A 21,114-nucleotide genomic window follows, 5' to 3' on the forward strand; every position below is an offset into this window, starting at 1 on the left:
ATTCATGACAGTACGACGGCGGCGCCCGCCTCCGCGCTTCCCGCACCTGTGCAGTCAGGCAGGGGAAATTAGGTAGGGCAAATTGCCGGTTTCCCTATCCGGCGGCTGCGGGTTGGAGCAAGATAGCCCCCATGAAAAAGACTCTTGTGGCTGGGTTCGCAGCCGCGATGATGGCGTTTGGCGCAATGAATTCGGCTGTTGTGACTAACGCGGCGCCGCCCGAGCCATCCCACACTCCGGGGCAAATCATGGTCAAGTTCCGCGACAACGGCGCGCCTGCTGCTGGCGCCCTCCGCCAGCATGGCCTCAGCGAAGGCACGGGAATCGGCAGCACCGGTGCACACCTCATCACGGTCCCTGCCGGCAAGGAACTCCAGCTCGCCGAGGCACTCAGCCGGAACCCGGCAGTGGAGTACGCGGAGCCGGACCCCGTCGTTACGGCCGCTACAACCGACCAATACTTCCCGCGCCAGTACGCCCTGCAAAACACCGGCCAATCGTTCACCAACACCTCCGGCACACTGACGGTGGACAAGGGCACGCCGGACGCTGATGTGGACGCCGTTGAAGCATGGACCGTCACCACCGGCGTCGACGTCAAAGTTGCCGTTCTGGATTCCGGTGTTGCCAACGACAACCCCGATATCAATCCGAAGGTGGTTGCACGGGCCAACTTCACCAACGGGGAAACCGGCGACGACAACTATGGCCATGGCACCCACGTGGCCGGCATCATCGCGGCCACCGCCAACAACACCCTAGGCGTGGCAGGCACGTGCCCTGGCTGCAGCATTCTGGACGGCAAAGTGCTGAACGACAGCGGGATTGGATCGAGCTCAGGCCTGGCGGACGGCATCAACTGGGCTGTCAGCAATGGTGCCAAGGTCATCAACATGAGCCTCGGGGTGAGGCCATCACGAACGCTCGAATCTGCCGTCAACAACGCGTGGACTAAGGGTGCTGTGCTGGTGGGCGCGGCAGGCAACGGCGGCAACCAGACCAAGATCTACCCGGGGGCGTACCCCAACGTGATTGCCGTTGGCGCCACCGACAACACCGATGCCAAAGCGTCGTTCTCAACCTACGGAGCCAGCTGGGTGGACGTCGCGGCACCGGGAGCCAACGTCTACTCAACGTTCCCGAACCACACCTTCGTCCTCGGTACCCAGAACAAGCGGTCCTTCGGTTACGACGTCGGCAACGGCACGTCAATGTCGTCAGCTATCGTCGCCGGTGTTGCCGCGCTCGCCTGGAGCTCACATCCTGGCGACACTCAGGCATCAGTGCGCTATTACGTCGAATCAACTGCCGAGATGAAATCCGGCCAGGCGACCTTCTGGGCACATGGCCGGGTGAACGCAGATAAGACTGTCCGGGCTGTCCGCTAGTTCCCGTCAGATCGCTGCCGCCGGACTCCGCCTGTGCCGGACGTACCAAACGGACCAGGTGATAAGAAAGGCACAGGTCAACATGTAGCCACCGCCGTCTCTTATGATTCCCGCTCCAGCTTCGAGAACCAGTTCCCGGCCTGACGCGCTGGCAACGACAGAGGCCAGCTGCAGGGAACCCACCGCGAAGGCGGCTATGACCGCGATCGCCGTGACCACCGTGTTGTAGTGGGTCCTTCGGTCAGGCCGCCATGATGCCCAATTGTAGGCCGCGCTCATGAAAGAGCCATTGAGGGTGTCCAGCAGGATCATGCCGGCAGCAAAAAGAACCGGCAGCATCACCGGCGCGAAGGGGTTCGCGAACAGGAGCCCTCCCGCCGCAATCACGAGGAAGGCAACCTCCAGGGTGGTGTCCAGGCCCAGTCCAAAGAGCATCCCCACCAGGAACATCCCGCCGGGCCTGTCCGTTACCCACGACGTTCGTGCCAGCACCATACTTACCGGCGTTCTGACGGCGGGAACTGTTCCCTCGCCCAGGCCGGAAGCGGCAGGCGGCAAGCTGCGCTGTTTCAAAACAGCAAGCAGCGGCTTGAGGTTGGCAATGCCGATCGCGACGAGGAAAAGTCCCGCAACGAGGGCCCCGGCCAGGCCAAACACCTGAAAGGCGGCCCCTTCCGCTGCCGGTCCGGCGGCGAGGCTATGTGCCCCCAGCGTCAACAGCCCGGACAACACCAGCACCAAGGAGCAGTGGCCGGCGGAGAACCAGAATCCGACAGATGCGGAGGGGCGGCCCTGTTCACTGAGCTTGCGCGTCACTCCGTCGATCGCGGCGATATGGTCCACATCGAAGGCGTGGCGCAATCCCAGCAGGTATGCCGTCAGCCCCAGTCCCGCCAAACCCAGCTCTGCGCCAAACACTCCAGGCACCGATGATGACGGAGCGAGCAGCACCAGGCCGCCCCATCCGAGCACGTGCAGAAACAGGATGAAGGCCGTCTTTCCCGGTACGGAAGATCGGCCCCGCACGTTCACTTATCCCCTAGGGCGGGGAGGTGTCAGGTTGTAGCGGGAGATGATCTCGGGCAGCCACGGCGCCTCGGCGAACTGAAGCCCGAAATCGGCCGCCAGTTTTTCGATGAGTTCCGGATCCGGCGGACCGGCCTCCAGGTGGTCGGCGAGGCCCCAGAAGAAGTGTTCGAAACCGGCCGGGCTGATGATCTCGATCATGCGGGCCGGTACTTTGCCGGCATTCCACATGGTGTGCAGCTCGTTCCGGGGTTTGGTGATGTAGCCGCCCGCACCCAAAACAGCCTGCCGCTCACCGGACCGGAAACCAATCTCTCCTTCGAGGACTATGGAGTACTCGTCCTCGCGGGTGTGGATGTGGGGAGGCACCAGGGCCCCCACCGGAAAGGGATGCTCCACAATGGACAGCTGTTCATGTGTGTCGTCCCCGAAAAGCTTAAACACGACGCCGATGGTCCCCAGCGGTCCTTCGCGTCCCTGCCCGGGCTCCACGACAGTCAGCCGCGGAGCCTCATCATGTTCCATGACGGATTCCTTTCCCAGTGGGAGGTCCAGTTTCGATATACACTGGTGTATATCGAATTATCGCCACGGCAAAGGACTGAGTCAATAGTTTGAGTGAACAGGAGCGTTCAACCAAAGGTCGGCAGTACCAGATGCGCAAGCGAGCGGACCAGATGGACGGCACGCGCCAACGCATTGTGGAGGCGACCTCCCACCTCCATGCCACCGTGGGCCCCGCACGGACCACGATTGCCGGCATCGCCGAGCAGGCGGGGGTGACCCGGTTGACCGTCTACCGGCACTTTCCGGAGGACGTTGATCTCTTCAACGCCTGTTCGGCCCATTGGCGGTCACAACAGCAGCTGCCGGACCCCGCAGCGTGGTCAGCGGTCGGCGACCCCTACGGCCGCCTGCGCCTGGGACTGTCCGATACCTACCGTTTTTATCGGGAAGGTGCAGACATGCTCCTGCGGCTCCACCGGGACGTGGATGTCCTGCCGGAGGGCCTGCGCCGCAATCTGCAGGACCGCGATGCGCATTTCCGAGACGTCCTTTTAGAGCCGTTTTCCGAGCGTCGGGATGACAACACCCTGCGGGCCGTTGTGGGCCATGCTGTCTCCTTCTGGACCTGGCACTCCCTGTGCAGGCAGAACGGGCTCACGGAAGAGGCGGCAGTTGAAGCGATGGCGGCGCTGGTAGCCGTGGTTCCCTCGTGACAACGGTCCGTCCGCAGGAACCTCCTGCATAGAACCGGCTGGCAGTCCTAAGACTGCAGCCCCGGCACGCCGTCCTGGATGGTGAAGGAGGCCTTCGTGCTGACGGCGGATCCTGGCGTCGTGACGTAGTCCAGGACCCGGAAGTCCGCCGTCAGCGCGTCCTTGGTAATCTTCGTGTTCACGTAGCCGCGGTTGTCGTTGTAGAACTTCAGGTGCGGGTTCCATGCCATCACCGGGTCGATGGTGGAGCCTGAGCCGTCGCCGTTGGACGTGATGGAGGTGCACACGAGTTCCGAGCCGACCACGGGGGAGGCCGGGTCCGTGTAGTCCACCTTAATGTCGTTGGCCCAGTTGCGGTGCACGTCGCCGGTAAGGACGACGGCGTTGCGGACATTTGCGTCCACCCAGCCCTGGGTGATGCGGCGGCGCGAAGCGGCGTAGCCGTCCCACCCGTCCATGGAGACGTCGTCGATCTCCGGGGCCTGGTTCCGGTCCTTTTCGGCGAAGAACACCTGCTGGCCAAGGATGTCCCAGCACTGCGTGGAGTTTTTGAATCCGTCCAGCAGCCACTTCTCCTGCTCGGCGCCGGTGATGGTGCGGTCCTCGGCTAGGCGTTCGGCCACGTTCTTCTGCCAGCCGTCGCCGGCGAGCTGGTCGTCCCGGTACTGCCGGGTGTCCATCATGTGGAAGTTGGCCAGCTGGCCCCACTGGATGGTGCGGTAGATCTTCATGTCGAACCCGGCCGGCACGGAGGAAGCCCGCAGCGGCATGTTCTCGTAGTACGCCTGGAAGGCGGCGGCGCGGCGCTGCCGGAACCGCTCGGTGGTGTCGTTCAGCTGGCCGGCGTCGTTGTTCTCCGGGACCTCGTCCGCCCAGTTGTTGTCCACCTCGTGGTCATCCCACACCACCAGCCACGGGGCGATGGCGTGCGCGGCCTGCAGGTCGGCGTCGGACTTGTACTGCGCGTGCCGCTGCCGGTAGCCGGCCAGGCTGGAGGTCTCCGGGCCCTGGTGATCGCGCGGGTTTCCGCCGCCAATCACATAGCTGTCCTTCTTGTACTCGTACATGTAGTCGCCCAGGTGCAGCACCAGGTCCGGGTGGTCCTGGGCCAGCCGCGTGTAAGCGGTGAAGTAGCCGTGCTCGTACTGCGAGCAGCTGGCGAACGCCATGGCCAGCGCCGCCGGCATCTCGTGAGGGGCCGGGCTGGTGAGGGTACGGCCCACCGCACTGACGTGCCGGCCGGTGCGGAACCGGTAGAAGTATTCACGGCCCGGCCTGAGCCCTTTGAGCTCCACGTGGACGGAGTGGGCCGTTTCGATCCGGGCCTGCTCGATGCCGCGGGCCACTACCGTGCGCATGCCCGGGTCCTCGGCCACTTCCCAGGCGACCGCGACGTTGCGGGAGGGCATTCCACCCAGTCCGTCCTCGGCGACCGGATCCAGCGCCAGACGGGTCCAGATCACAAAGCCGTCCGGCCACGGCTCGCCGGAGGCGATGCCCAGGAGGAACGGATCGGTGCGGAGGCCGGCGTCGTCCGCTATGGAGGTGGCGACGGCGGCACCCGGCAGAGCGGCGACCAGCCCGGCCCCGAGTCCGACGGAAAGGAGGGATCTGCGCGAAATGTTGTCCATGCCTCGACCGTACGGAGGACGGTTGGACGGGTCCTGAGGACGACGTGAATTGACGGTTAACTGCGTGACAAAACCTGTTGAGTCCGCCTGAGAACGTGCCAGGCCTGGGGAAGGTCAACTCCACCGACAACAATGTGAGTCGTGCGGCCACGGCAAGGTTTCCAGATGATCAACGGTCTCCACGGACGTCGTCCAGAATCTCCGCTGTGCCGGACTCTGATGTGACGCGCGGCAGGACGCGAAAATCGGCAGGCCCCGCCGCCGGGTTGCCTTCCGCCGCTTCCCAGTGGCGCCGAAGCAACTCGGCCAGCCGCTCCGGCTCGATCCGATGCGGCGGGTCGAAGTGATGGCGGTGCGGGAACACCTCCAGATGGAAGTCCGGGAAGAAGACCCTTGCCAGCCGGCCGGCGATCTCGCCGTAGTCATCAGGATTGCTCAGCCCGCCCAGGGCGAAGAACACCGGCTGCGGAAAGGCGGCCAGGCGCTCCCTCGCCAGGTCGTAGCTCTTGAAAGTCTGCAGGAAGGCCTTGATACCCGCGGGCCGCTTGGCCATCCACGGCGGCGGGGGACCCGGCGGCGGTGGCGGCAGGACGACGTCGGGCTTAACTCCCAGCCTCATAAAGGCTGGCATGAACTGCTCAGGCGGCAGGGCTTCCAGCTCGTCGTACTTCTTCCAGAGCTCGGCATGGGCAGGGCTCCAGTCCCAGTTGCCGGCCCAGGCGGGCTCCAGCAGCGCCAGGCTGCGCAGCCTGTCGGGGTGCCTGGCGGCGAAAGCCAGCGCCGCCGCGCCGCCGCCTGAGTAGCCGACCAGATGGAACGCCTCCCAACCGAGGGCATCAGCCTCGCGGAGCACGCCGTCCACCTCTGTGTCCAGGTTCCAACCGGGCGGTGGCTCGTCGTCGGCGTAGAGCTCCATGTCCTTCGCGACGGCCTGTACCTCGGGTCCCAGGGCTTGAATCAAATCGCCATAGGCCAGTTGGGCGGGGAGCACGCTCCCGGGAAGCAGGATGGCCCGAATCGGTTCCATAAGCGAACCTTACGCCCGGTCCCGCCGTTCGTGACAGGTAGAACGCGGAGCGTCCCCGTGACGTGGGAGCATGTGCTTTATGGTTCGAAATATTGCATACCAGGGTGAACCTGGGGCCAACTCACACATCGCCTGCTTGGAAATGTATCCAGACATGGAGGCAGTTCCCTGTGCCAGCTTCGAGGACGTCTTTGCGCTCGTCACGGCCGGTGAGGCGGATTTGGCGATGATTCCGATCGAGAACTCGATCGCCGGCCGCGTGGCTGACATCCATGCACTCCTCCCGGACTCCAACTTGCAGATTGTGGGTGAGCATTTCCTGCGGATCCGCTTCGACTTGCTGGGGATACCGGGGAGCACCATCGAACAGGCCAGGGAAGTGCACAGCCATCTGCATGCCCTCGGGCAGTGCCGCAAGCTGATTCGCTCCCACGGGCTGAAGCCCGTTATCGCGGGGGATACCGCCGGTTCGGCACGGGAGGTGCGGGAATGGAACGACCCAACCAAAGTCTCCCTGGCCCCACCGCTCGCCGCCGGAATGTACGGGCTTGATGTCCTCGCAACCGAGGTAGAGGATGACCCGACCAATACCACCCGCTTCGTGGTCCTTGGGGAGAAGCGTCCACTTCCCGTGCGCCAGGAGCTGCCGGAGTCAGTTATTACAAGCCTGGTTTTCCGGGTCCGGAACGTGCCCTCTGCCCTGTACAAGGCGCTCGGTGGATTTGCCACCAACGGCGTCAACATGACCAGGCTCGAAAGCTATATGGTGGGGGCGGAGTTCGCCGCCACCATGTTCCTGGCCGACGTTGAAGGGCACCCGGAGGACACCCCGTTGAGCCTGGCGCTGAACGAACTGGAGTTCTTCACGTCCGAGGTGCGGATTCTCGGCGTTTATGCAGCCCATCCCTACCGGACGGGCGTTGAATCCGCCGCTGGCCCGCCGGCCCGCTGACGGGAGCAGTCGCGCCAGGAACATCGGTCCGCAGGGATCGGGCTGTCACGTAGTTACGGCGCGTCAAAGGGTGACTTGATGCTCCCTGCCTTCCGCGCGGTCCCAGAGCTCCCGCAGCAGTACCGCCAGCCGCAGCGGTTCGGCCCGGTGCGGCGGGTCGAAGTGGTGGCGTTCCTCGAACACTTCGATGTGGAAGTCCGGGAAGACCTTGGCCAGCCGGTCCGCGATCTCGCCGTACGCGTCCGGGTTACTCAGGCCGCCGAGGGCATAGAACACGGGCTTGCGGAAGGCTGCGAGCTTCTCCCGGTCCAGGTCGTAGCTCTTGAACGTCTCCAGGAAGGCCCTGACACCGGCGGGCCGCCTGGCCATCCACGGCGGCGGGGCGCCTTCAACCGGCGGCGGAAGGACGACGTCGGGCTTCACACCCAGCCTGGTGAACTCCAGTATCAACTCGTCGGGCGGAAGTTCTTCCAGCTCCCGGTATTTCCTCCACACTTCTTCGTGGGCGGGGCTCCAGTCCCAGCTGCCGGCCCAGGCGGGCTCGAGCAGAGCCAGGCTGAGCAGGCGTTCGGGATGTTCGGCGGCCACGGCGAGCGCCGCTGCACCGCCGCCGGAATAGCCGACCAGGTGGAAGGTCTCCCAGCCGAACGCGTCGGCTTCGCGGAGCACGCCGTCCACCTCGGTGTCCAGGCTCCAGCCGGGCGGCGGCTCGTCGCGCTCATAAAGTTCCAGGTCCTTGGCGATGGCGTCCACGCCTGGGGCCAGGTCTTCGATCAGGTCGCCATAGGCCAGCTGGGCAGGGAGGATGCTCCCGGGAAGCAGGATGGCCCGAATCGGTTCCATGGGAAAACCCTACGCCGGGTGTCCCGGCAGGCCAACGGGCCAGCCCGCTAAGAGCGACGCCCGGGTTTTCGTTTAGAGCCCCGGGGCATCACTGTCGTTCGCCGTGTCCGGCGCCAGCCTTGCTGTGAGTGTGCGCACCTGCTCGGCCAGGTTGGCCACCTCCCGGCGCAGGGGATCCTCCGAGGCATCCGTCTCTTCGGCCACCTCGAGGGAGACCTCCTCCACCAGCCAGGACGCGACAGAGGCCGTGATCACGCCCAGGACGGCGATGCCGCCGAGCAGGAGCCCGATGGCCACCAACCGCCCCACCAGGGTGACCGGGAAATGATCGCCGTACCCGACGGTACTGATGGTGACCACCGCCCACCAAAGGGCATCGCCAAAGTTGTTGATGTTCGATCCTTCGGCGCCCTTCTCGACGTCGAGGATGGCTACCGCGCCGACGTACGTAACCAGGACGGCAGCGCCAAGGACATAGGTCAGGACGCGTCCCCGGAGGGTGCGGCCCGCCGTCCGGTGCAGGACCTGCAACAGGGTGACCAGGCGGAGCAGCCGCAGCGGGCGCAGGACCGGGAGGACCAGGATGATCAGCTCGTGGATGTTGCGAAAGAACCATCTGGGCCGGTTCTCGGCAAGGATCAGGTTGGCCAGGTAGTCGATCCCAAAAAGTCCCCACGTCAACCAGATCACCAGCTCCAGAACGTCGTCCTGGCTCGGGGGCAGGTCGTAGATGACCTGGACGGAGTAGGCGGCAAGGAACAGGGTTGCAACGCCGACGAGCGGCCATTCGGTGTGTTTGCGCCAGAGCAGTTGGGTCATGCACGAATGCTAGGCCAAACCGGCGCCAGGCGGTTCGATATCCTGTCCCTGTTAGCTGCCGCCGCCGAAATTGGCGGGGCCATCAGCCGGCTTTCGCTACCGAGCCAGTGGCTCACTTGGGCGCAGCAAGGGGAGGTGAACGCATTGGGCGGAGCATCCAACCAGGGCGGACCGCATTGGCGCCGCGTGGTGGCTGCCCTCGCTAACCGGGACGCGCGGACCGCCTACGCGCAGATAGTGCTCGGGGCCAAGGCACCGGATGTGCTTGCCGGTATGTCCGAACAACGGCGCACCCGTGCCGTTGAGGTCCTGCTGGCAGCCGGCCTGGTGGAACGGACACGTGCCAATGAACTGGAAGCCTCCGGCACCATCTTCCAGGACCTCCTCACCCAACAACCCAGGCGCCTGCCGCAAACCGGCGTCGATCGTTTTATGCGCCTGGGCCGGATTGACAGGTACCCGGCCAACATGGCGCAGCGGCGGGAACTGCTCGCCTGGATTGCCGGTGACGCCATCCGGCAGGGCGAGGAGCTCACCGAACAGCAGGTCAACGAACGGCTCCTGAGCTACACCGACGACGTTGTGCTGCTCCGCCGCTACCTGATCGACTTCGGGCTGCTGACGCGGACGCCGTCGGGATCCTCCTATTCCCGGCAGGAAGAAGAATAGGCAAGCCTTGGGATGACTGTTTTCACAAAGTAGGCTCGGCGATGTCGATTTCCAGCCCCGCCTCCGACTTCTTGATGTCACGGCCGCACGGCCACGTCTACGAAAGGGTCGAGCTCATGAAATTCGCCGTCCTCATCCACTCCAACCCGCAGCCGTGGGGACACCGTACGGGTGACTACCTGGCCGAGAACCTGGCGCTGCCGAAGGAGCAGCGCGGCGGAATCCCTTGATGCGCGGAGGCCGGCATGAAAGATTACCGTCATGGCCACCTTCACCGGATCTGACGACCTGCAGGGTGCGGAGTTCTTCGACGTGAACCTGCGCGGGGCCCGATTCGTCCGGACTGACCTGTCCGGTGCGGTGATGCGCGGGGTGGATGTGGAGCGGGCGGACATCGACGCGCCGTGGCTCCTCGAAGGCAGAAGCTTCCTGCGGGTCAACGGTGTGGATGTGGCCCCGTTCGTCGAGGCCGAACTTAATCGCCGTTTTCCCGGCCGCGAGAAGAGGCGCGCCGAGGATACTGAGGGCCTGCGCGAAGCCTGGGCTGTGCTCGAACGGACCTGGGCGGCCACCCTGGAACGCGTAGCGGCGATGGCGGCCGGCACGGTGGACATTTCTGTGGACGGCGAATGGACGTTTGCGCAGACGCTGCGGCATCTGGTGATGGCCACGGACAAGTGGATGAGCGGGGGGATTCTGGAGAATGAGCAGCCATTCCACCCCATCGGCCAACCGAATGCCGAATATAAGACCGACGGCCTCGACATGTCCGTCTTCAGCGCGGCCACACCGTCCTACTCGGAGGTGCTAGAGGTCCGGGCCAGCCGGATGGCCATGGTTCGCGAGTTCCTGGCCGGCCTTAGGGAGGAGGACCTTGAACGGCCGCACAAGGCCCCCGATGCTCCCGAGTACACGGTGACCACACTCCAGTGCCTGCACACCATACTTTTGGAGGAGTGGGAGCACCACCGCTTCGCCGTCCGCGACCTTGACGCCATCGAGGCGGAAATCAATACGCAGGGCTAGTCCTCGCTTCGCTGGGCTCACACATCTTTGATTGCAGGCAACAGCTGCCGCCGCAATTCCGGTAGATTGCGTCCGGGAGCAGAAAGCCAACAAAGGGGAGACGGACATGGAAACTCAGGTCAGCGGAAGCGCCCAACTCAAGGACGCTCCGCCGTCGTACATCGCTTCAATCATGGTCAGCGCCGTGGACGCCGAGCGGCTGGCCGCTTTCTGGTCCCAGTTCCTGAACCTCGAGGTGGCCTCGCGAATCGATCAGTTCATCTGGCTGAAAGCAGCCGGCCCGGGAACGCCCCAACTGGGGTTCCAGCAGGTGGCCAGCCCCACCGGCGGGCGCCGGCGCCTTCACCTGGACATTCATACCCCGGATGCCGCCAGCCTGCGCAGGCACGCCGAGTTCCTGGGTGCCTCGTTTGTGGAGGGTCACGACGTCGGCGATTTCCATTGGGACGTTATGCAGGACCCCGAAGGCAACGAGTTCTGCATCGCCCAGGACTGAGGACGCTCTAGAGAACGGCGGTTGCTGTGGACATATTGAGCGGCGTAAGCGTGGACTGGCTCAAAGCTCTCACGTGGCTCTCTGCCATCGCCACCGGACTGATGCTGGGCTTGTGGCGCCCCCGCCGTCTCCACTTGGCTGCGCTGGGATCGGTGTTCGTCTTTCTGGTCACCAACGCCGGGGCGGGCATCTACGTCCTGAACCACGTGGGTGACCCCCGCTGGAGCGGCAAAGATGAGGACCGTGTGGGGGTGCCTCCGCTCACTGATACGCCCGTTGTGGGACGTTTCCTGGAGTCCCTTGAGGCGCAGCTGCGTGGAATAGCTGACAACGTCAATGACTTCGTTGACTTCAGCGCTGCCCTTCCCCAGGCCATGGAGTTCTTCGTGGCGGCAGGCTGGGCGCTGGTCATTTCCCTGCCCCTGGCGCTCGCCGCCCTGATTGTCGGCTACGCCGAAGCAAGACGCCGGAAAGCGGAATTCCTCACGTACAAGCTCCAGGTGGAAGAGCTCAAACGTGACCTCGACGACGTCAAGCGCCGCCTCGCGTCCCCGGACCGGGGGTCGCCGTCATGAAGCCGATCATTCTGCTGGACATCGACGGCGTCCTGAACCCCGTGGTGCGTCCCGGCGCCGACCGTCCGGAACTGTCACTGCCTCCTGCCACAGCCGCGCTGGTGCGACGGCTGGCCCGTTGCGGCCGGCTCGCCTGGGTGTCCACGTGGCCGGCGGATCAGACGGGAGGCCTGGAATCGCAGCTGGCGCTGGACGCCGACCCTTTGCGTGTGACGCTCATCTTCCGTGCCGCCGACGAGGATGAGCCGACGCCGAAACTGCGGTCGGTGAGGCGTTGGCTGGCCCGGATGAGGGACTCCGGAGAGGCGGACTGGGACTCAGTGGTCTGGATCGACGACGTGCTGGGACCCGACGCCCGCGAGTGGGCCCATCAGTACGACCAGCCGGTCCTGCTGGAGAAGCCGGTCCCGGCCCAGGGGCTGACAGAACTGCAGGTGGTGGCCGTCGAAGTGTTTATCGACAGCGATGAGGAGACCGGGCGGTAGATTGGCGTTAATTCCCGCCGCCCACTGAAGAGGAATCTGCCAATGAGTGCCGCATCATTCGCCGCCAAAGCCCGGGCCCACCAGACCGTCGTCGGATATTGGGTGGTCCTGGATTCACCGGTGTCCACCGAGCGGGTGGCGCGCCTCGGGTACGACTACGTGGCGCTGGACGCGCAGCACGGGCTGATGGGCTATTCCGGCTGGCTGCACGGTTTGATGGCCATCGACGCCTCCGGCGCAGCCGGGATTGTCCGCGTACCGTCCAACAACGCCGCTTTCATCGGACAGGCGCTCGACGCCGGTGCCGCCGGCGTCATTGTGCCGCTGGTCAACAACGCGGAGGAAGCCGCCGCCGCAGTGCGCGCCGTGCGCTACCCGCCGCACGGCATCCGGTCCTACGGACCCATGCGCTCCGGGCTCCGGATCGGGCCGGTGCCCGCGGAGGCGGACGCCACCGTGCTGTGCCTGGCCATGATCGAGACCCCCGGGGGGCTGGCCAACGTCCGCGAGATCTGCGCCGTCCCCGGGCTCGACGGCGTCTACATCGGACCGTCCGATCTTTGCCTTGCGGTGGGCGGCAGGTTCCCCGATGATCCGGACGTGGCCGAAGTGTTCGACGCCGCCCTGGTCACCATCCGTGATGCAGCCCGGGGCGCGGGCATCATCGCGGCGATCCACACCGGCAGCGGCGAGATCGCCCGCCGGCGGATCGACGAAGGCTTTACGTTCGTGACAGTGTCCTCGGACCTGACCCACCTCGAAGACGCGGCGGCCCGCCATCTTTCGACTGCACTGGGCGAGTAGGCGCGCGAGCAGGTGGGGGAGCAGGCGCGTGAGTAGGGGCGGGAGCCTCCGGCCGCCGTCGTACGCCCTTGACTGGGTCTCAAGGGACCGGTGGTAATTGGTCTCCGGGATCTCGTGTAGAGTCGATCTTGTTGTTGTGTTTTTAGCAGTTCGTAGTTCAGGCAGTACGCGCGGTCGAAAGTCCGCGTTCTTCTGAAGTAAGCGGTTGTGAACACCCCACGCAGGAGGACCCGAAAGTCGGGACTTTTCCTCCACCTTCACGAAGGACATAAAAAATGGCTACTGGTACCGTCAAATGGTTTAACGCTGAAAAGGGCTTCGGCTTCATTTCCCCCGATGACTCCTCACAGGACGTTTTCGCTCACTACTCCGCGATCGCCTCTTCCGGCTTCCGCTCACTCGAAGAGAACCAGAAGGTCTCCTTCGAGACCGAGCAGGGCCCCAAGGGCCCGCAGGCCGTCAACATCCAGGCACTCTAATTCATTAGAGAATCTGGGGCCGCAAGGTTTCATCTTCTAAAGCAGGGCCGGTCATTGACCGGCCCTGCTTTTGTTAACCCGGCCGTGCTGTGAGCGTGGACGTGCAGCACGTGATTGGTCAGGGCTCAGGGCACCGCAAACTGGATGGGCGGGGTGGTGATGGGTCCGCCGCACTGCTCGGTTCCACCCACCCTGGTCCACACAAGGCCCTGATCTTTCTCGGCAATGACGGTGCCGTCCGCGGCGATGGCCTTCACGGTGACTTCCGGCGGCGTCCCGGAATTCAGCGTGAACACCCAGGTGTCCTTGTCCTCGCGGTGGCTGTAAAAGGGTGCCAGGCTGACGGTCGGCTGGGGCGCGGGGGCGAACTCGGTGACCACGGTTTTCGAGGGTGCCGGCGCGGCCGTGGGCTCCGGCTGGGAGCATCCGGTCTTGCCGCACACGCTCACCCGATCGACGGCCGCGGCATTTCCCTCGATGTTCACAGTGATGCTGCTGACGTAGCCGATGGCCGGGCACGCCAGGGGTGTGCAGCCTGTGCTCGGCACAACCCCAATCACGGCGACGATCAGCACACCCAGGGTCCCCCAACCTGATTTCATGGTGCGAGTCTACGCGGCCGAAGGATCCGGCATGCTCGACTCCGGGCCGCTCCCGCCCGGCACAACAACCCGGCACAACAAACTGACTCGCAGCTAACGTCGTCAAACGCGCTGATGAGGACGTTAGCTGCCAGTCAGTTTGGAAGAGAGATTAGGGGCGAGCGTTACTCGTCCGGATTGGGGCTGCGGACGTCCTTTTCGCCGATGTCGGCGGCGCCCAGGGCCGCGGCGGCCGGAGAGTGGACGGGTTCGTGTTCGCGGACCCTGATCTCCGGATGGTGCAGGTCCAAGGCCGGGCGCTCCGAGCGGATGCGCGGCAATGACGTGAAGTTGTGGCGCGGCGGCGGGCAGGACGTGGCCCACTCCAGCGAGGCGCCGAAGCCCCACGGATCGTCCACGGTGACCTTCTCGCCGGCCCGCCACGTGACGTAGACGTTCCAGAGGAACGGGATCATGGACGCGCCGAGCAAATAGGAGCCGATGGTGGAGAACTGGTTCATCCACATGAAGTTGTCCTCCACCAGATAATCTGCGTACCGGCGGGGCATGCCCACGGCGCCGAGCCAGTGCTGGATGAGGAACGTGCCGTGGAAGCCCAGGAACAGCATCCAGAAGTGGATCTTGCCCAGGCGCTCGTTGAGCATGGTGCCGGTGAACTTGGGCCACCAGAAGTAGAAGCCGGCGAACATCGCGAACACCACCGTGCCGAACACCACGTAGTGGAAGTGCGCCACCACGAAGTAGGAGTCGGAGACGTGGAAGTCCAGCGGCGGCGACGCCAGGATGATGCCGGTCAGGCCGCCGAAAAGGAAGGTGATGATGAAGCCCAGGCTCCAGAGCATGGGCGTCTCGAAGGTCAGCGAGCCGCCCCACATGGTGCCGATCCAGTTGAAGAACTTCACGCCGGTGGGCACCGCGATCAGCATGGTCATAAAGGCGAAGAACGGCAGGAGCACGGATCCTGTCACGTACATGTGGTGCGCCCAGACTGTCATGGACAGGGCGGCGATGGCGATGGTGGCGTACACCAGGCCCTTGTAGCCGAAAATCGGTTTGCGGCTGAAGACCGGGAAAATTTCGGACACGATGCCGAAGAACGGCAGCGCGATGATGTACACCTCGGGGTGGCCGAAGAACCAGAACAGGTGCTGCCAGAGTACGGCGCCGCCGTTGTTCGGATCGTAGATGTGGGCGCCGAACCGCCGGTCAGCGCCGAGTCCGAACAGGGCTGCGGCCAGCGGCGGGAACGCCATGATCACCAGGATGGACGTGACCAGGGCATTCCAGGTGAAGATGGGCATCCGCCACATGGTCATGCCGGGGGCGCGCATACAGATGATGGTGGTGATGAAGTTGACGGCGCCCAGGATGGTGCCGAAGCCGGACAACGCCAGGCCGAACACCCACAGGTCCCCGCCGACGCCGGGGCTGAACGTTGTGTTGTTCAGCGGCGCATAGGCGAACCAGCCAAAGGACGCCGCGCCCTGGGGTGTGATGAATCCGGAGACGGCGATGGTCGAGCCGAAGAGGAAGAACCAGAATGCCAGGGCGTTCAGCCGCGGGAACGCGACGTCAGGGGCGCCGATCTGCAGCGGCATGATGACGTTCGTGAACCCGGCGAAGAGCGGGGTGGCGAACATGAGCAGCATCATGGTGCCGTGCATGGTGAACAGCTGGTTGTACTGCTCCTTGGTCTGCAGGATCTGCATGCCAGGTTCGTAAAGCTCAGCCCGGATGAGCAGGGCCATCACCCCGGCCATCATAAAGAACACAAACGACGCGATCAGGTACATGTACCCGATGACCTTGTGGTCTGTGGAGGTAACCCAAGTGACGATGAGGCTGCCTTTGCGCCGCGGTACCACCGCGGGTGATGCCGTGGCGGCTACCCCTTCAGATGATTGTCCTGTGATGGCCAATTTTTCACCTCGTCCGGACGGTGCCTATGGGCCCGTGTGCATGAGCCCCCTCATCAGCCCGGAATAACATTCCGAGGTCCTGATTTCCTTCAGGTTACCCATGAATGCCGCTCCGGGAAAGGGTTTCAGGGGTGCACGCGGAGGGGTTCTTAGGGCAGCCCCATCGCGTTCCGCACTTCGTCCAGGATGTGGTGCATGGCGGTCTCGGCGGTGGTCGCGTCACCGCGGGCGACGGCGGCGGCAACATCCTCGTGCGCCTGAAGTGCTTCGTCCCGTGGCCTGAACGGCATCAGGCCCTGCTTCGTCCGGCTGGTCAGGACCTCGGCCACCATCCCTTCTAGGGCAGTGAACATTTCGTTGCCGCAACTCTGCAGCAGCAGGCAGTGGAATTGGATATCGGCGGCCAGGAACGCCTCCAGCTCCCCGGCTTCGCCCAGGCGCCTCAGCTCGGCGGCAAGGGCAGTCAGTTTGGCGCGCTCCGCCGCGCTGGCACGGCGGGCAGCCCCGGCCGCGGCGATGGGTTCGACGGCGATCCGCAACTCCGTGAGGCTGCTGTACTGTTCCGCCCGGCTGTCGGAGGCAAGGCGCCAGCGCACCAGCTTGGGGTCAAAAACATTCCACAGCGCCCGCTCCTGGACCACAATGCCAACGCGGCGCCGCGAGTAGACGAGGTTCATCGACTCCAAAACCTTCATGGTGTCGCGCGCGACGGTCCGGGAAACCCCATACTCCTGCTGAAGCGTGTCCAAGGTGAGGCGGCTGCCTGGCGGGAGGCTGCCGGAAGCGATGGCAACGCCTACCGCCTCAAGAACGCGTCCCTGCATCGCGGGGGAAGCCCCGCCGTCGTCCGCTTCATCCGCGGGCCCAACTGTCGCCGTCGACATTTTGCTGCCTCCATCCGCGCTCGAGGCGCCCTCTCATCATAGGCAATATGACGAAAAGGTATGACTTGTGACACTCAAAGATAGTATCTATCGCGATGAAAGGTGATACCTTATCTCCAGTGCACTCGCCTGCTATCCAGACGGCAGTGCACGTGAGCTTCTTCACTAAGCCAAAGACGTCTTCTTCGGAGGTAAACATGCAGTATCCAGCCACGCACCTGGTGGTGATGGGGGTAGCCGGTTCCGGCAAGTCCACCATCGCTGCGGCCCTTTCCCAGCAACTGGGCTGGGCCTGCGCCGAGGCGGACGAATTCCACCCGCAGGCCAACATCAACAAGATGAGCCAGGGGATTCCCCTGCAGGATGAGGACCGCTGGCCGTGGCTCCAGGAGATCCGGGACTGGATGACCGCCCAGGCTCAAAGTGGCCAGTGCACCGTACTTACGTGTTCGGCCCTCAGGAAGAGCTACCGGGACCTGCTGGCCGAGGCTGAAGGCCGAGTCCTGTTCCTGCACCTGCATGGTGAAGCTGACCTGATTGGCCAGCGGATGCAGGGGCGCGAAGGCCACTTTATGCCGCCCACGCTCCTGCCCAGCCAGCTGGCGACGCTGGAACCGCTCAGCCCGGAGGAACTTGCCCAGGGAAGCCTCCGCCTGGATATTTCCAAATCCCCGGAAGAGCTGGTCCAGACCATCCTCGCCGCGCTCAGGCTCCCGGCCGCCTGACCGGCCTCTTTTCCCAAACACGACTTTCCCCGATTTGTTTCAGCTGTTTCAAAGGAGAACCATGACCATCGAAGGTTGGACTCAAACGATGGGCGCAGCGCCCTTGCTGCTCATCGCGGCGGCCGCAATAGGCGTCCTGCTGTTCCTGATCATCAGGCTTCGCATGCATGCCCTCATCGCCCTGATTGTGGTCAGCCTCGCCACGGCTTTCGCCACAGGAATCCCCGCCAACCAGGTGGTGCCGGTGCTGATCAATGGCTTCGGCACCACTCTGGGCACCGTGGCGCTCCTGGTGGGCCTGGGCGCCATGCTGGGCCGCATCGTGGAGACCAGCGGCGGGGCGAAGGTCCTGGCCGACTACCTGATCGGCGTCTTCGGTGAAAAGCGTGCCCCGTTCGCCCTTGGCCTGGCCTCGCTGATCTTCGGCTTCCCCATCTTCTTCGACGCCGGCCTGGTGGTGATGCTGCCCGTGGTCTTTGCGGTGGCCCACCGCCTGGGCGGGGGAGTGCTGCGCTTCGGCCTTCCGGCGGCCGGCGCCTTCTCGGTAATGCACATCTTCCTGCCGCCGCACCCGGGACCCGTCTCCGCTGCCGCATTCTTTGACGCGAACATCGGCCTGGTCATGATCGCCGGCCTCATCACCGCCATCCCCACCTGGTATGTGACCGCCTACCTCTACGGCCTGTACACCGGCAAGAAGCTGGTCCTTCCCGTGCCTGAAATCCTGGGCCACGCCAGCGCGGAAGCCGAGTCGCACCCGCCGCGCTTCCGCACCATCATCGGCCTGCTGCTCCTGCCCCTGGTCCTGATCTTCATCAACACCGGCCTGAACACCCTTGCCTCCTCCGGCGTGCTGTCCGAGGCCGTCAAGAACGAGCAGTGGTTCCAGATCCTGCGCACCATCGGCGAAACCCCTGTGGCGCTGCTGATCGCGGTCCTGGTGGCCATGTACGTCCTCGGCGCCCGGCGCGGAACTGCCAACGGCGCACTGGAGAAGCTGCTGGAGTCTTCACTGGGCCCTGTCTGCTCGGTCATCCTCATCACCGGGGCCGGCGGAATGTTCGGCGGCGTGCTGCGGGCCTCCGGCATCGGCGATGCCCTGGCCGACGTACTCGGCAACCTCGGCATCCCGCTGATCCTGGCCGGCTTCCTGATCTCAGCCATCCTGCGCATCGCCCAGGGTTCAGCCACCGTGGCCCTGACCACCACTGCAGGGCTGATCGCCCCGGCCGTTGCTTTGGCAGGCCTCAACGGCATGCAGGTTGCAGCCCTTGTTATCGCCGTGGCCGCAGGATCCGTGGTGGTCTCGCACGTCAACGACTCCGGCTTCTGGCTGGTGGGCCGCTTCTTCGGCATGGATGTCAAGACCACGCTGAAGACCTGGACCGTGATGGAAACCCTGATCGGCGTGATGGGCTTCGGCATCGCGGCCATGATCTTCCTGCTGGCCGGGGTGGCTGGGTAGCCGCTGCCCTCAGCTGCTCACGCCGAACTGGCAGCAAATGACCGCAAACCAGGGATTTGAGGTCATTTGCTGCCAGTTCGCGAAGCAGGTTTTCGGGCCTGGCTACTTGCGGGGCGCGCGGGGCTTGGGTTCCTTGGGTTCCTTGGGCGGGAGGTCCGCCACGTACTCGAACGCCTTCTCCACCCAGGCGCGTACCCGGGCGTCATCGCCGTCGCCTTCGGCGTTCCACACTTCCGGCAGGCCGACGTAGCCGCCCATGGGACGTTCCACCGGCCCGAACGGGACGGTCCGCTCTGTACTTTCAAGCTCCGTGCGGTCTTCGCTGGAGAGGCGAACGCCGATGGTGGGGCCGAACAGTCCTGCAAACATGTTGCCGTTCACGAAGGCGCCGAGGTTGCCGAACATCGGTTTGACCACCACGTCCGGCCTGTCCGGCACCACCGACCGGAAGCGCTCCTTGTCAGCCTCTGACGGTTTGGGCATCTCCATGGTGGTCTCCTCCGGTTGCAGGGGAATGCAGATCTGAGTGCAGGATATGCCCGCTACGCCATCCGGTACAGATCGGGCACTGCCGAATTGCCCTCCCGCTTTGGGTTGCGGGTTTAGCCGTCGTTGCCCTGTGGTTTCGCGGACATTCGGGTTGCATTCAGGACGTCCTGAAGTGTCTGCAATGCTGCTTCAAACCTCTGTTCCCCTGCGTACATGCCCCAGAGCTGCTCCAGTTCCTTCACCTTGTCTGATGCCTCGTGCAGAAGCCGCAGTCCCCGGGCGGTGGGGAAGATCAACTTTGCCCTGGCATCGGCCGGATCCGGCCGGCGCTCCAGATACCCCATCTTCTGCATCTCGTTGACCAGTTCGGACGTTGCGGCCAGGCTCAGCTGTGCGCGTGCGGCCAAGGCTGTCAGCCGTATTCCCTTGGTCCCAATGTTCCCTGTGATCTGGAGGTGGGCGGGACGGAGGTCGCCGTAGCCATGGGATTCGGCCTCAGCCAGAAGCTCGCGACGGAACTCCGACAGCAGGCGGACCAATAGCTGGCCCACGGGAAGCCTGTGCGGATGCAAATCTCTTGACGGCGGCATGTCCACGGAGGAGACTTTATCCCATAAGCTTCGGATTCCGAAGTAAATCACGGCAAGCAAATCACAGCAGAGGCCATTGGAGGATGGGATGCATCTGGACATTTCCCCGACCATGATCGACACCACGCTTGGTCCTCTCATGGTCCGCCGCAGAGGATCCGGCCAGCCGGCGCTTTTATGGCACAGCCTGTTTGTTGATTCCAGTACTTTCGCCAACGTCGTTGACAGCCTGGGTCAGGAGAGGGAACTCATTTTGCTGGACGGTCCCGGGCATGGTGGCAGTCCCGGGCCGCGGCGCCCCTACTCCCTGGTGGAGTGTGCCGTCGCTGCAAACCAAATCCTGGATGCCTTGGGCATCCCTGGCCCTGTCGATTGGGTGGGTAACGCCTGGGGAGGGCATGTGGGAATCGTCTTCGCAGATACTTTCCCAGCCCGCTGCCGGACCCTCACCACGATCGGCTCACCCCCTTATCCGCTTTCCCGATCCGAGCGCCTGCAGATTGTTCCCATGGTGTACGCCTACCGGATCCTGGGCCCGGCCCCGTTCACAGGTGGCATCGCGAATGCGTTGGGAGGCAAAGGCGTTTCGAAGTCAGCACCGCAGGCCGCAGCGGCAGTGGCGGAGGCCTTCCGCAGGGGCAGCCGGCGTGACAAATATTGGGCCATGCAATCCGTTATGCTGCGCCGGCCGGACCTTCGCCCTGTCCTGGCCCGGCTGCAGGTCCCCACGCTGGTGCTGGTAGGCCGGAACGATCCCATGAACGACGCTGCGGAGGCAGAGCGTGCAGCCCGAAGTGTGCGCGACGGACGCTTCTCCGTGGTCACCGGCGCCGGTCATGTTGCCCCGCTTCTGATCGAACCGGGCGAAGTGACGCGGCACATCCTGGCGTTCTGGTCGGAGAGCCGCAACCAGAGGGCCGCAGCATGAATCTTCGCTGACCTTGGGGTTCGTGTGCAGTCCAGCCGAATCCTGGCCAGCGCTGCCGTGGGTCAGTCGCAT

The 21,114-nt window shown here is 64.4% G+C and carries 25 protein-coding genes; 14 read left to right on the forward strand and 11 right to left on the reverse strand.

What is annotated here, in order from left to right; translation table 11 throughout:
• Window positions 1–131: 131 nt before the first annotated feature.
• A complete protein-coding gene (locus F8G81_RS06175) occupies window positions 132–1,388 on the forward strand; it encodes a S8 family serine peptidase (protein ID WP_267278130.1) in 1,257 nt (418 codons plus the stop codon).
• A 6-nt stretch (window positions 1,389–1,394) separates the two neighbouring features.
• Here the strand turns inward: F8G81_RS06175 and F8G81_RS06180 are convergent, their stop codons facing one another.
• Entirely contained in the window at window positions 1,395–2,360 is a 966-nt protein-coding gene (locus tag F8G81_RS06180) for a HoxN/HupN/NixA family nickel/cobalt transporter (protein ID WP_267278131.1), read from the reverse strand.
• A gap of 60 nt (window positions 2,361–2,420) precedes the next feature.
• A complete protein-coding gene (locus F8G81_RS06185) occupies window positions 2,421–2,939 on the reverse strand; it encodes a cupin domain-containing protein (protein WP_267278132.1) in 519 nt (172 codons plus the stop codon).
• 131 nt (window positions 2,940–3,070) lie between these two features.
• Here F8G81_RS06185 and F8G81_RS06190 point away from each other — a divergent pair, with 131 nt between their 5' ends.
• Window positions 3,071–3,634, forward strand: coding sequence for a TetR/AcrR family transcriptional regulator (locus tag F8G81_RS06190; RefSeq protein WP_267278133.1), 564 nt, complete (start codon window positions 3,071–3,073; stop codon window positions 3,632–3,634).
• 47 nt (window positions 3,635–3,681) lie between these two features.
• Here F8G81_RS06190 and F8G81_RS06195 read toward each other — a convergent pair whose 3' ends face one another.
• Together F8G81_RS06195 and F8G81_RS06200 are read right to left on the reverse strand one after the other, a co-directional pair.
• Window positions 3,682–5,265, reverse strand: a complete 1,584-nt coding sequence (locus F8G81_RS06195; RefSeq protein ID WP_267278134.1) for an alkaline phosphatase D family protein — start codon at window positions 5,263–5,265, stop codon at window positions 3,682–3,684.
• A gap of 169 nt (window positions 5,266–5,434) precedes the next feature.
• Window positions 5,435–6,292 (reverse strand): alpha/beta fold hydrolase, encoded by an 858-nt coding sequence (locus tag F8G81_RS06200; protein ID WP_267278135.1) that lies wholly within the window; start codon window positions 6,290–6,292, stop codon window positions 5,435–5,437.
• Window positions 6,293–6,371: 79 nt separating this feature from the next.
• Here F8G81_RS06200 and F8G81_RS06205 point away from each other — a divergent pair, with 79 nt between their 5' ends.
• Window positions 6,372–7,244 carry a prephenate dehydratase gene (locus F8G81_RS06205; protein ID WP_267278136.1) on the forward strand — a complete coding sequence of 291 codons (873 nt, stop codon included), beginning with the start codon at window positions 6,372–6,374 and terminating at the stop codon, window positions 7,242–7,244.
• A 63-nt stretch (window positions 7,245–7,307) separates the two neighbouring features.
• On the opposite strand, the gene F8G81_RS06210 is transcribed toward F8G81_RS06205, so the two are convergent.
• Both F8G81_RS06210 and F8G81_RS06215 read right to left on the reverse strand, forming a co-directional pair.
• Window positions 7,308–8,087 carry an alpha/beta fold hydrolase gene (locus F8G81_RS06210; protein WP_267278137.1) on the reverse strand — a complete coding sequence of 260 codons (780 nt, stop codon included), beginning with the start codon at window positions 8,085–8,087 and terminating at the stop codon, window positions 7,308–7,310.
• A 72-nt stretch (window positions 8,088–8,159) separates the two neighbouring features.
• Window positions 8,160–8,906: a potassium channel family protein gene (locus tag F8G81_RS06215; RefSeq protein ID WP_267278138.1), complete on the reverse strand. Its 747-nt coding sequence runs from the start codon at window positions 8,904–8,906 to the stop codon at window positions 8,160–8,162.
• 6 nt (window positions 8,907–8,912) lie between these two features.
• On the opposite strand from F8G81_RS06215, the gene F8G81_RS06220 reads away from it, so the two are divergent.
• From F8G81_RS06220 to F8G81_RS06255, 8 genes are all read left to right on the forward strand, one after another.
• On the forward strand, window positions 8,913–9,575 hold the full coding sequence (locus F8G81_RS06220; protein ID WP_267278139.1) for a DUF2087 domain-containing protein: 663 nt from the start codon (window positions 8,913–8,915) through the stop codon (window positions 9,573–9,575).
• A 41-nt stretch (window positions 9,576–9,616) separates the two neighbouring features.
• Window positions 9,617–9,805, forward strand: coding sequence for a hypothetical protein (locus F8G81_RS06225; RefSeq protein ID WP_267278140.1), 189 nt, complete (start codon window positions 9,617–9,619; stop codon window positions 9,803–9,805).
• 31 nt (window positions 9,806–9,836) lie between these two features.
• Window positions 9,837–10,601 carry a DinB family protein gene (locus F8G81_RS06230; protein WP_267278141.1) on the forward strand — a complete coding sequence of 255 codons (765 nt, stop codon included), beginning with the start codon at window positions 9,837–9,839 and terminating at the stop codon, window positions 10,599–10,601.
• Window positions 10,602–10,707: 106 nt separating this feature from the next.
• Window positions 10,708–11,097, forward strand: a complete 390-nt coding sequence (locus F8G81_RS06235; protein ID WP_267278142.1) for a VOC family protein — start codon at window positions 10,708–10,710, stop codon at window positions 11,095–11,097.
• Window positions 11,098–11,123: 26 nt separating this feature from the next.
• Window positions 11,124–11,672 carry a hypothetical protein gene (locus tag F8G81_RS06240; RefSeq protein WP_267278143.1) on the forward strand — a complete coding sequence of 183 codons (549 nt, stop codon included), beginning with the start codon at window positions 11,124–11,126 and terminating at the stop codon, window positions 11,670–11,672.
• The gene (locus F8G81_RS06245; protein ID WP_267278144.1) at window positions 11,669–12,157 is read left to right on the forward strand and encodes an HAD domain-containing protein; all 489 of its coding nucleotides are present in this window, start codon (window positions 11,669–11,671) and stop codon (window positions 12,155–12,157) included. The genes F8G81_RS06240 and F8G81_RS06245 overlap by 4 nt, the downstream gene beginning before the upstream one ends.
• Before the next feature lie 42 nt (window positions 12,158–12,199).
• Window positions 12,200–12,961, forward strand: coding sequence for an HpcH/HpaI aldolase family protein (locus F8G81_RS06250; protein WP_267278145.1), 762 nt, complete (start codon window positions 12,200–12,202; stop codon window positions 12,959–12,961).
• A 275-nt stretch (window positions 12,962–13,236) separates the two neighbouring features.
• Window positions 13,237–13,440, forward strand: a complete 204-nt coding sequence (locus F8G81_RS06255; protein ID WP_024365339.1) for a cold-shock protein — start codon at window positions 13,237–13,239, stop codon at window positions 13,438–13,440.
• Between the two features lie 125 nt (window positions 13,441–13,565).
• On the opposite strand, the gene F8G81_RS06260 is transcribed toward F8G81_RS06255, so the two are convergent.
• The 3 genes from F8G81_RS06260 to F8G81_RS06270 all read right to left on the reverse strand — a co-directional run bounded on the left by F8G81_RS06260 (window position 13,566) and on the right by F8G81_RS06270 (window position 16,845).
• Window positions 13,566–14,042, reverse strand: coding sequence for a hypothetical protein (locus tag F8G81_RS06260; RefSeq protein WP_267278146.1), 477 nt, complete (start codon window positions 14,040–14,042; stop codon window positions 13,566–13,568).
• A gap of 164 nt (window positions 14,043–14,206) precedes the next feature.
• Window positions 14,207–15,961 (reverse strand): cytochrome c oxidase subunit I, encoded by a 1,755-nt coding sequence (gene ctaD / locus F8G81_RS06265; RefSeq protein WP_267278147.1) that lies wholly within the window; start codon window positions 15,959–15,961, stop codon window positions 14,207–14,209.
• Window positions 15,962–16,110: 149 nt separating this feature from the next.
• On the reverse strand, window positions 16,111–16,845 hold the full coding sequence (locus F8G81_RS06270; protein ID WP_267278148.1) for a FadR/GntR family transcriptional regulator: 735 nt from the start codon (window positions 16,843–16,845) through the stop codon (window positions 16,111–16,113).
• 197 nt (window positions 16,846–17,042) lie between these two features.
• Between F8G81_RS06270 and F8G81_RS06275 the strand changes: the two genes are divergently transcribed.
• Window positions 17,043–17,570 carry a gluconokinase gene (locus F8G81_RS06275; RefSeq protein WP_267278149.1) on the forward strand — a complete coding sequence of 176 codons (528 nt, stop codon included), beginning with the start codon at window positions 17,043–17,045 and terminating at the stop codon, window positions 17,568–17,570.
• A 61-nt stretch (window positions 17,571–17,631) separates the two neighbouring features.
• Window positions 17,632–19,035: a GntP family permease gene (locus F8G81_RS06280; RefSeq protein ID WP_267278150.1), complete on the forward strand. Its 1,404-nt coding sequence runs from the start codon at window positions 17,632–17,634 to the stop codon at window positions 19,033–19,035.
• Between the two features lie 102 nt (window positions 19,036–19,137).
• Here F8G81_RS06280 and F8G81_RS06285 read toward each other — a convergent pair whose 3' ends face one another.
• Window positions 19,138–19,524: a TfoX/Sxy family protein gene (locus F8G81_RS06285; protein ID WP_267278151.1), complete on the reverse strand. Its 387-nt coding sequence runs from the start codon at window positions 19,522–19,524 to the stop codon at window positions 19,138–19,140.
• Window positions 19,525–19,637: 113 nt separating this feature from the next.
• Window positions 19,638–20,075 carry a MarR family winged helix-turn-helix transcriptional regulator gene (locus F8G81_RS06290; protein WP_267278152.1) on the reverse strand — a complete coding sequence of 146 codons (438 nt, stop codon included), beginning with the start codon at window positions 20,073–20,075 and terminating at the stop codon, window positions 19,638–19,640.
• Window positions 20,076–20,202: 127 nt separating this feature from the next.
• Between F8G81_RS06290 and F8G81_RS06295 the strand changes: the two genes are divergently transcribed.
• Window positions 20,203–21,042, forward strand: coding sequence for an alpha/beta fold hydrolase (locus tag F8G81_RS06295; protein WP_267278153.1), 840 nt, complete (start codon window positions 20,203–20,205; stop codon window positions 21,040–21,042).
• The last annotated feature ends 72 nt before the right edge of the window (window positions 21,043–21,114 follow it).

The sequence above is a fragment of the Arthrobacter sp. CDRTa11 genome (genome assembly GCF_026427775.1).
GTDB lineage: Bacteria > Actinomycetota > Actinomycetes > Actinomycetales > Micrococcaceae > Arthrobacter.

Bases quoted from the DNA above. Each gene is read 5' to 3' on its own strand.
- F8G81_RS06195 (WP_267278134.1), bottom strand. From the start codon at position 5,265: ATGGACAACATTTCGCGCAGATCCCTCCTTTCCGTCGGACTCGGGGCC.
- F8G81_RS06250 (WP_267278145.1), top strand. From the start codon at position 12,200: ATGAGTGCCGCATCATTCGCCGCCAAAGCCCGGGCCCACCAGACCGTC.
- F8G81_RS06190 (WP_267278133.1), top strand. From the start codon at position 3,071: ATGCGCAAGCGAGCGGACCAGATGGACGGCACGCGCCAACGCATTGTG.
- F8G81_RS06275 (WP_267278149.1), top strand. From the start codon at position 17,043: ATGCAGTATCCAGCCACGCACCTGGTGGTGATGGGGGTAGCCGGTTCC.
- F8G81_RS06255 (WP_024365339.1), top strand. From the start codon at position 13,237: ATGGCTACTGGTACCGTCAAATGGTTTAACGCTGAAAAGGGCTTCGGC.
- F8G81_RS06260 (WP_267278146.1), bottom strand. From the start codon at position 14,042: ATGAAATCAGGTTGGGGGACCCTGGGTGTGCTGATCGTCGCCGTGATT.
- F8G81_RS06220 (WP_267278139.1), top strand. From the start codon at position 8,913: ATGCTAGGCCAAACCGGCGCCAGGCGGTTCGATATCCTGTCCCTGTTA.
- F8G81_RS06235 (WP_267278142.1), top strand. From the start codon at position 10,708: ATGGAAACTCAGGTCAGCGGAAGCGCCCAACTCAAGGACGCTCCGCCG.
- F8G81_RS06205 (WP_267278136.1), top strand. From the start codon at position 6,372: ATGGTTCGAAATATTGCATACCAGGGTGAACCTGGGGCCAACTCACAC.
- F8G81_RS06200 (WP_267278135.1), bottom strand. From the start codon at position 6,292: ATGGAACCGATTCGGGCCATCCTGCTTCCCGGGAGCGTGCTCCCCGCC.
- F8G81_RS06225 (WP_267278140.1), top strand. From the start codon at position 9,617: ATGTCGATTTCCAGCCCCGCCTCCGACTTCTTGATGTCACGGCCGCAC.
- F8G81_RS06295 (WP_267278153.1), top strand. From the start codon at position 20,203: ATGCATCTGGACATTTCCCCGACCATGATCGACACCACGCTTGGTCCT.
- F8G81_RS06285 (WP_267278151.1), bottom strand. From the start codon at position 19,524: ATGGAGATGCCCAAACCGTCAGAGGCTGACAAGGAGCGCTTCCGGTCG.
- F8G81_RS06175 (WP_267278130.1), top strand. From the start codon at position 132: ATGAAAAAGACTCTTGTGGCTGGGTTCGCAGCCGCGATGATGGCGTTT.
- F8G81_RS06245 (WP_267278144.1), top strand. From the start codon at position 11,669: ATGAAGCCGATCATTCTGCTGGACATCGACGGCGTCCTGAACCCCGTG.
- F8G81_RS06280 (WP_267278150.1), top strand. From the start codon at position 17,632: ATGACCATCGAAGGTTGGACTCAAACGATGGGCGCAGCGCCCTTGCTG.
- F8G81_RS06185 (WP_267278132.1), bottom strand. From the start codon at position 2,939: ATGGAACATGATGAGGCTCCGCGGCTGACTGTCGTGGAGCCCGGGCAG.
- F8G81_RS06270 (WP_267278148.1), bottom strand. From the start codon at position 16,845: ATGTCGACGGCGACAGTTGGGCCCGCGGATGAAGCGGACGACGGCGGG.
- F8G81_RS06210 (WP_267278137.1), bottom strand. From the start codon at position 8,087: ATGGAACCGATTCGGGCCATCCTGCTTCCCGGGAGCATCCTCCCTGCC.
- F8G81_RS06230 (WP_267278141.1), top strand. From the start codon at position 9,837: ATGGCCACCTTCACCGGATCTGACGACCTGCAGGGTGCGGAGTTCTTC.
- F8G81_RS06215 (WP_267278138.1), bottom strand. From the start codon at position 8,906: ATGACCCAACTGCTCTGGCGCAAACACACCGAATGGCCGCTCGTCGGC.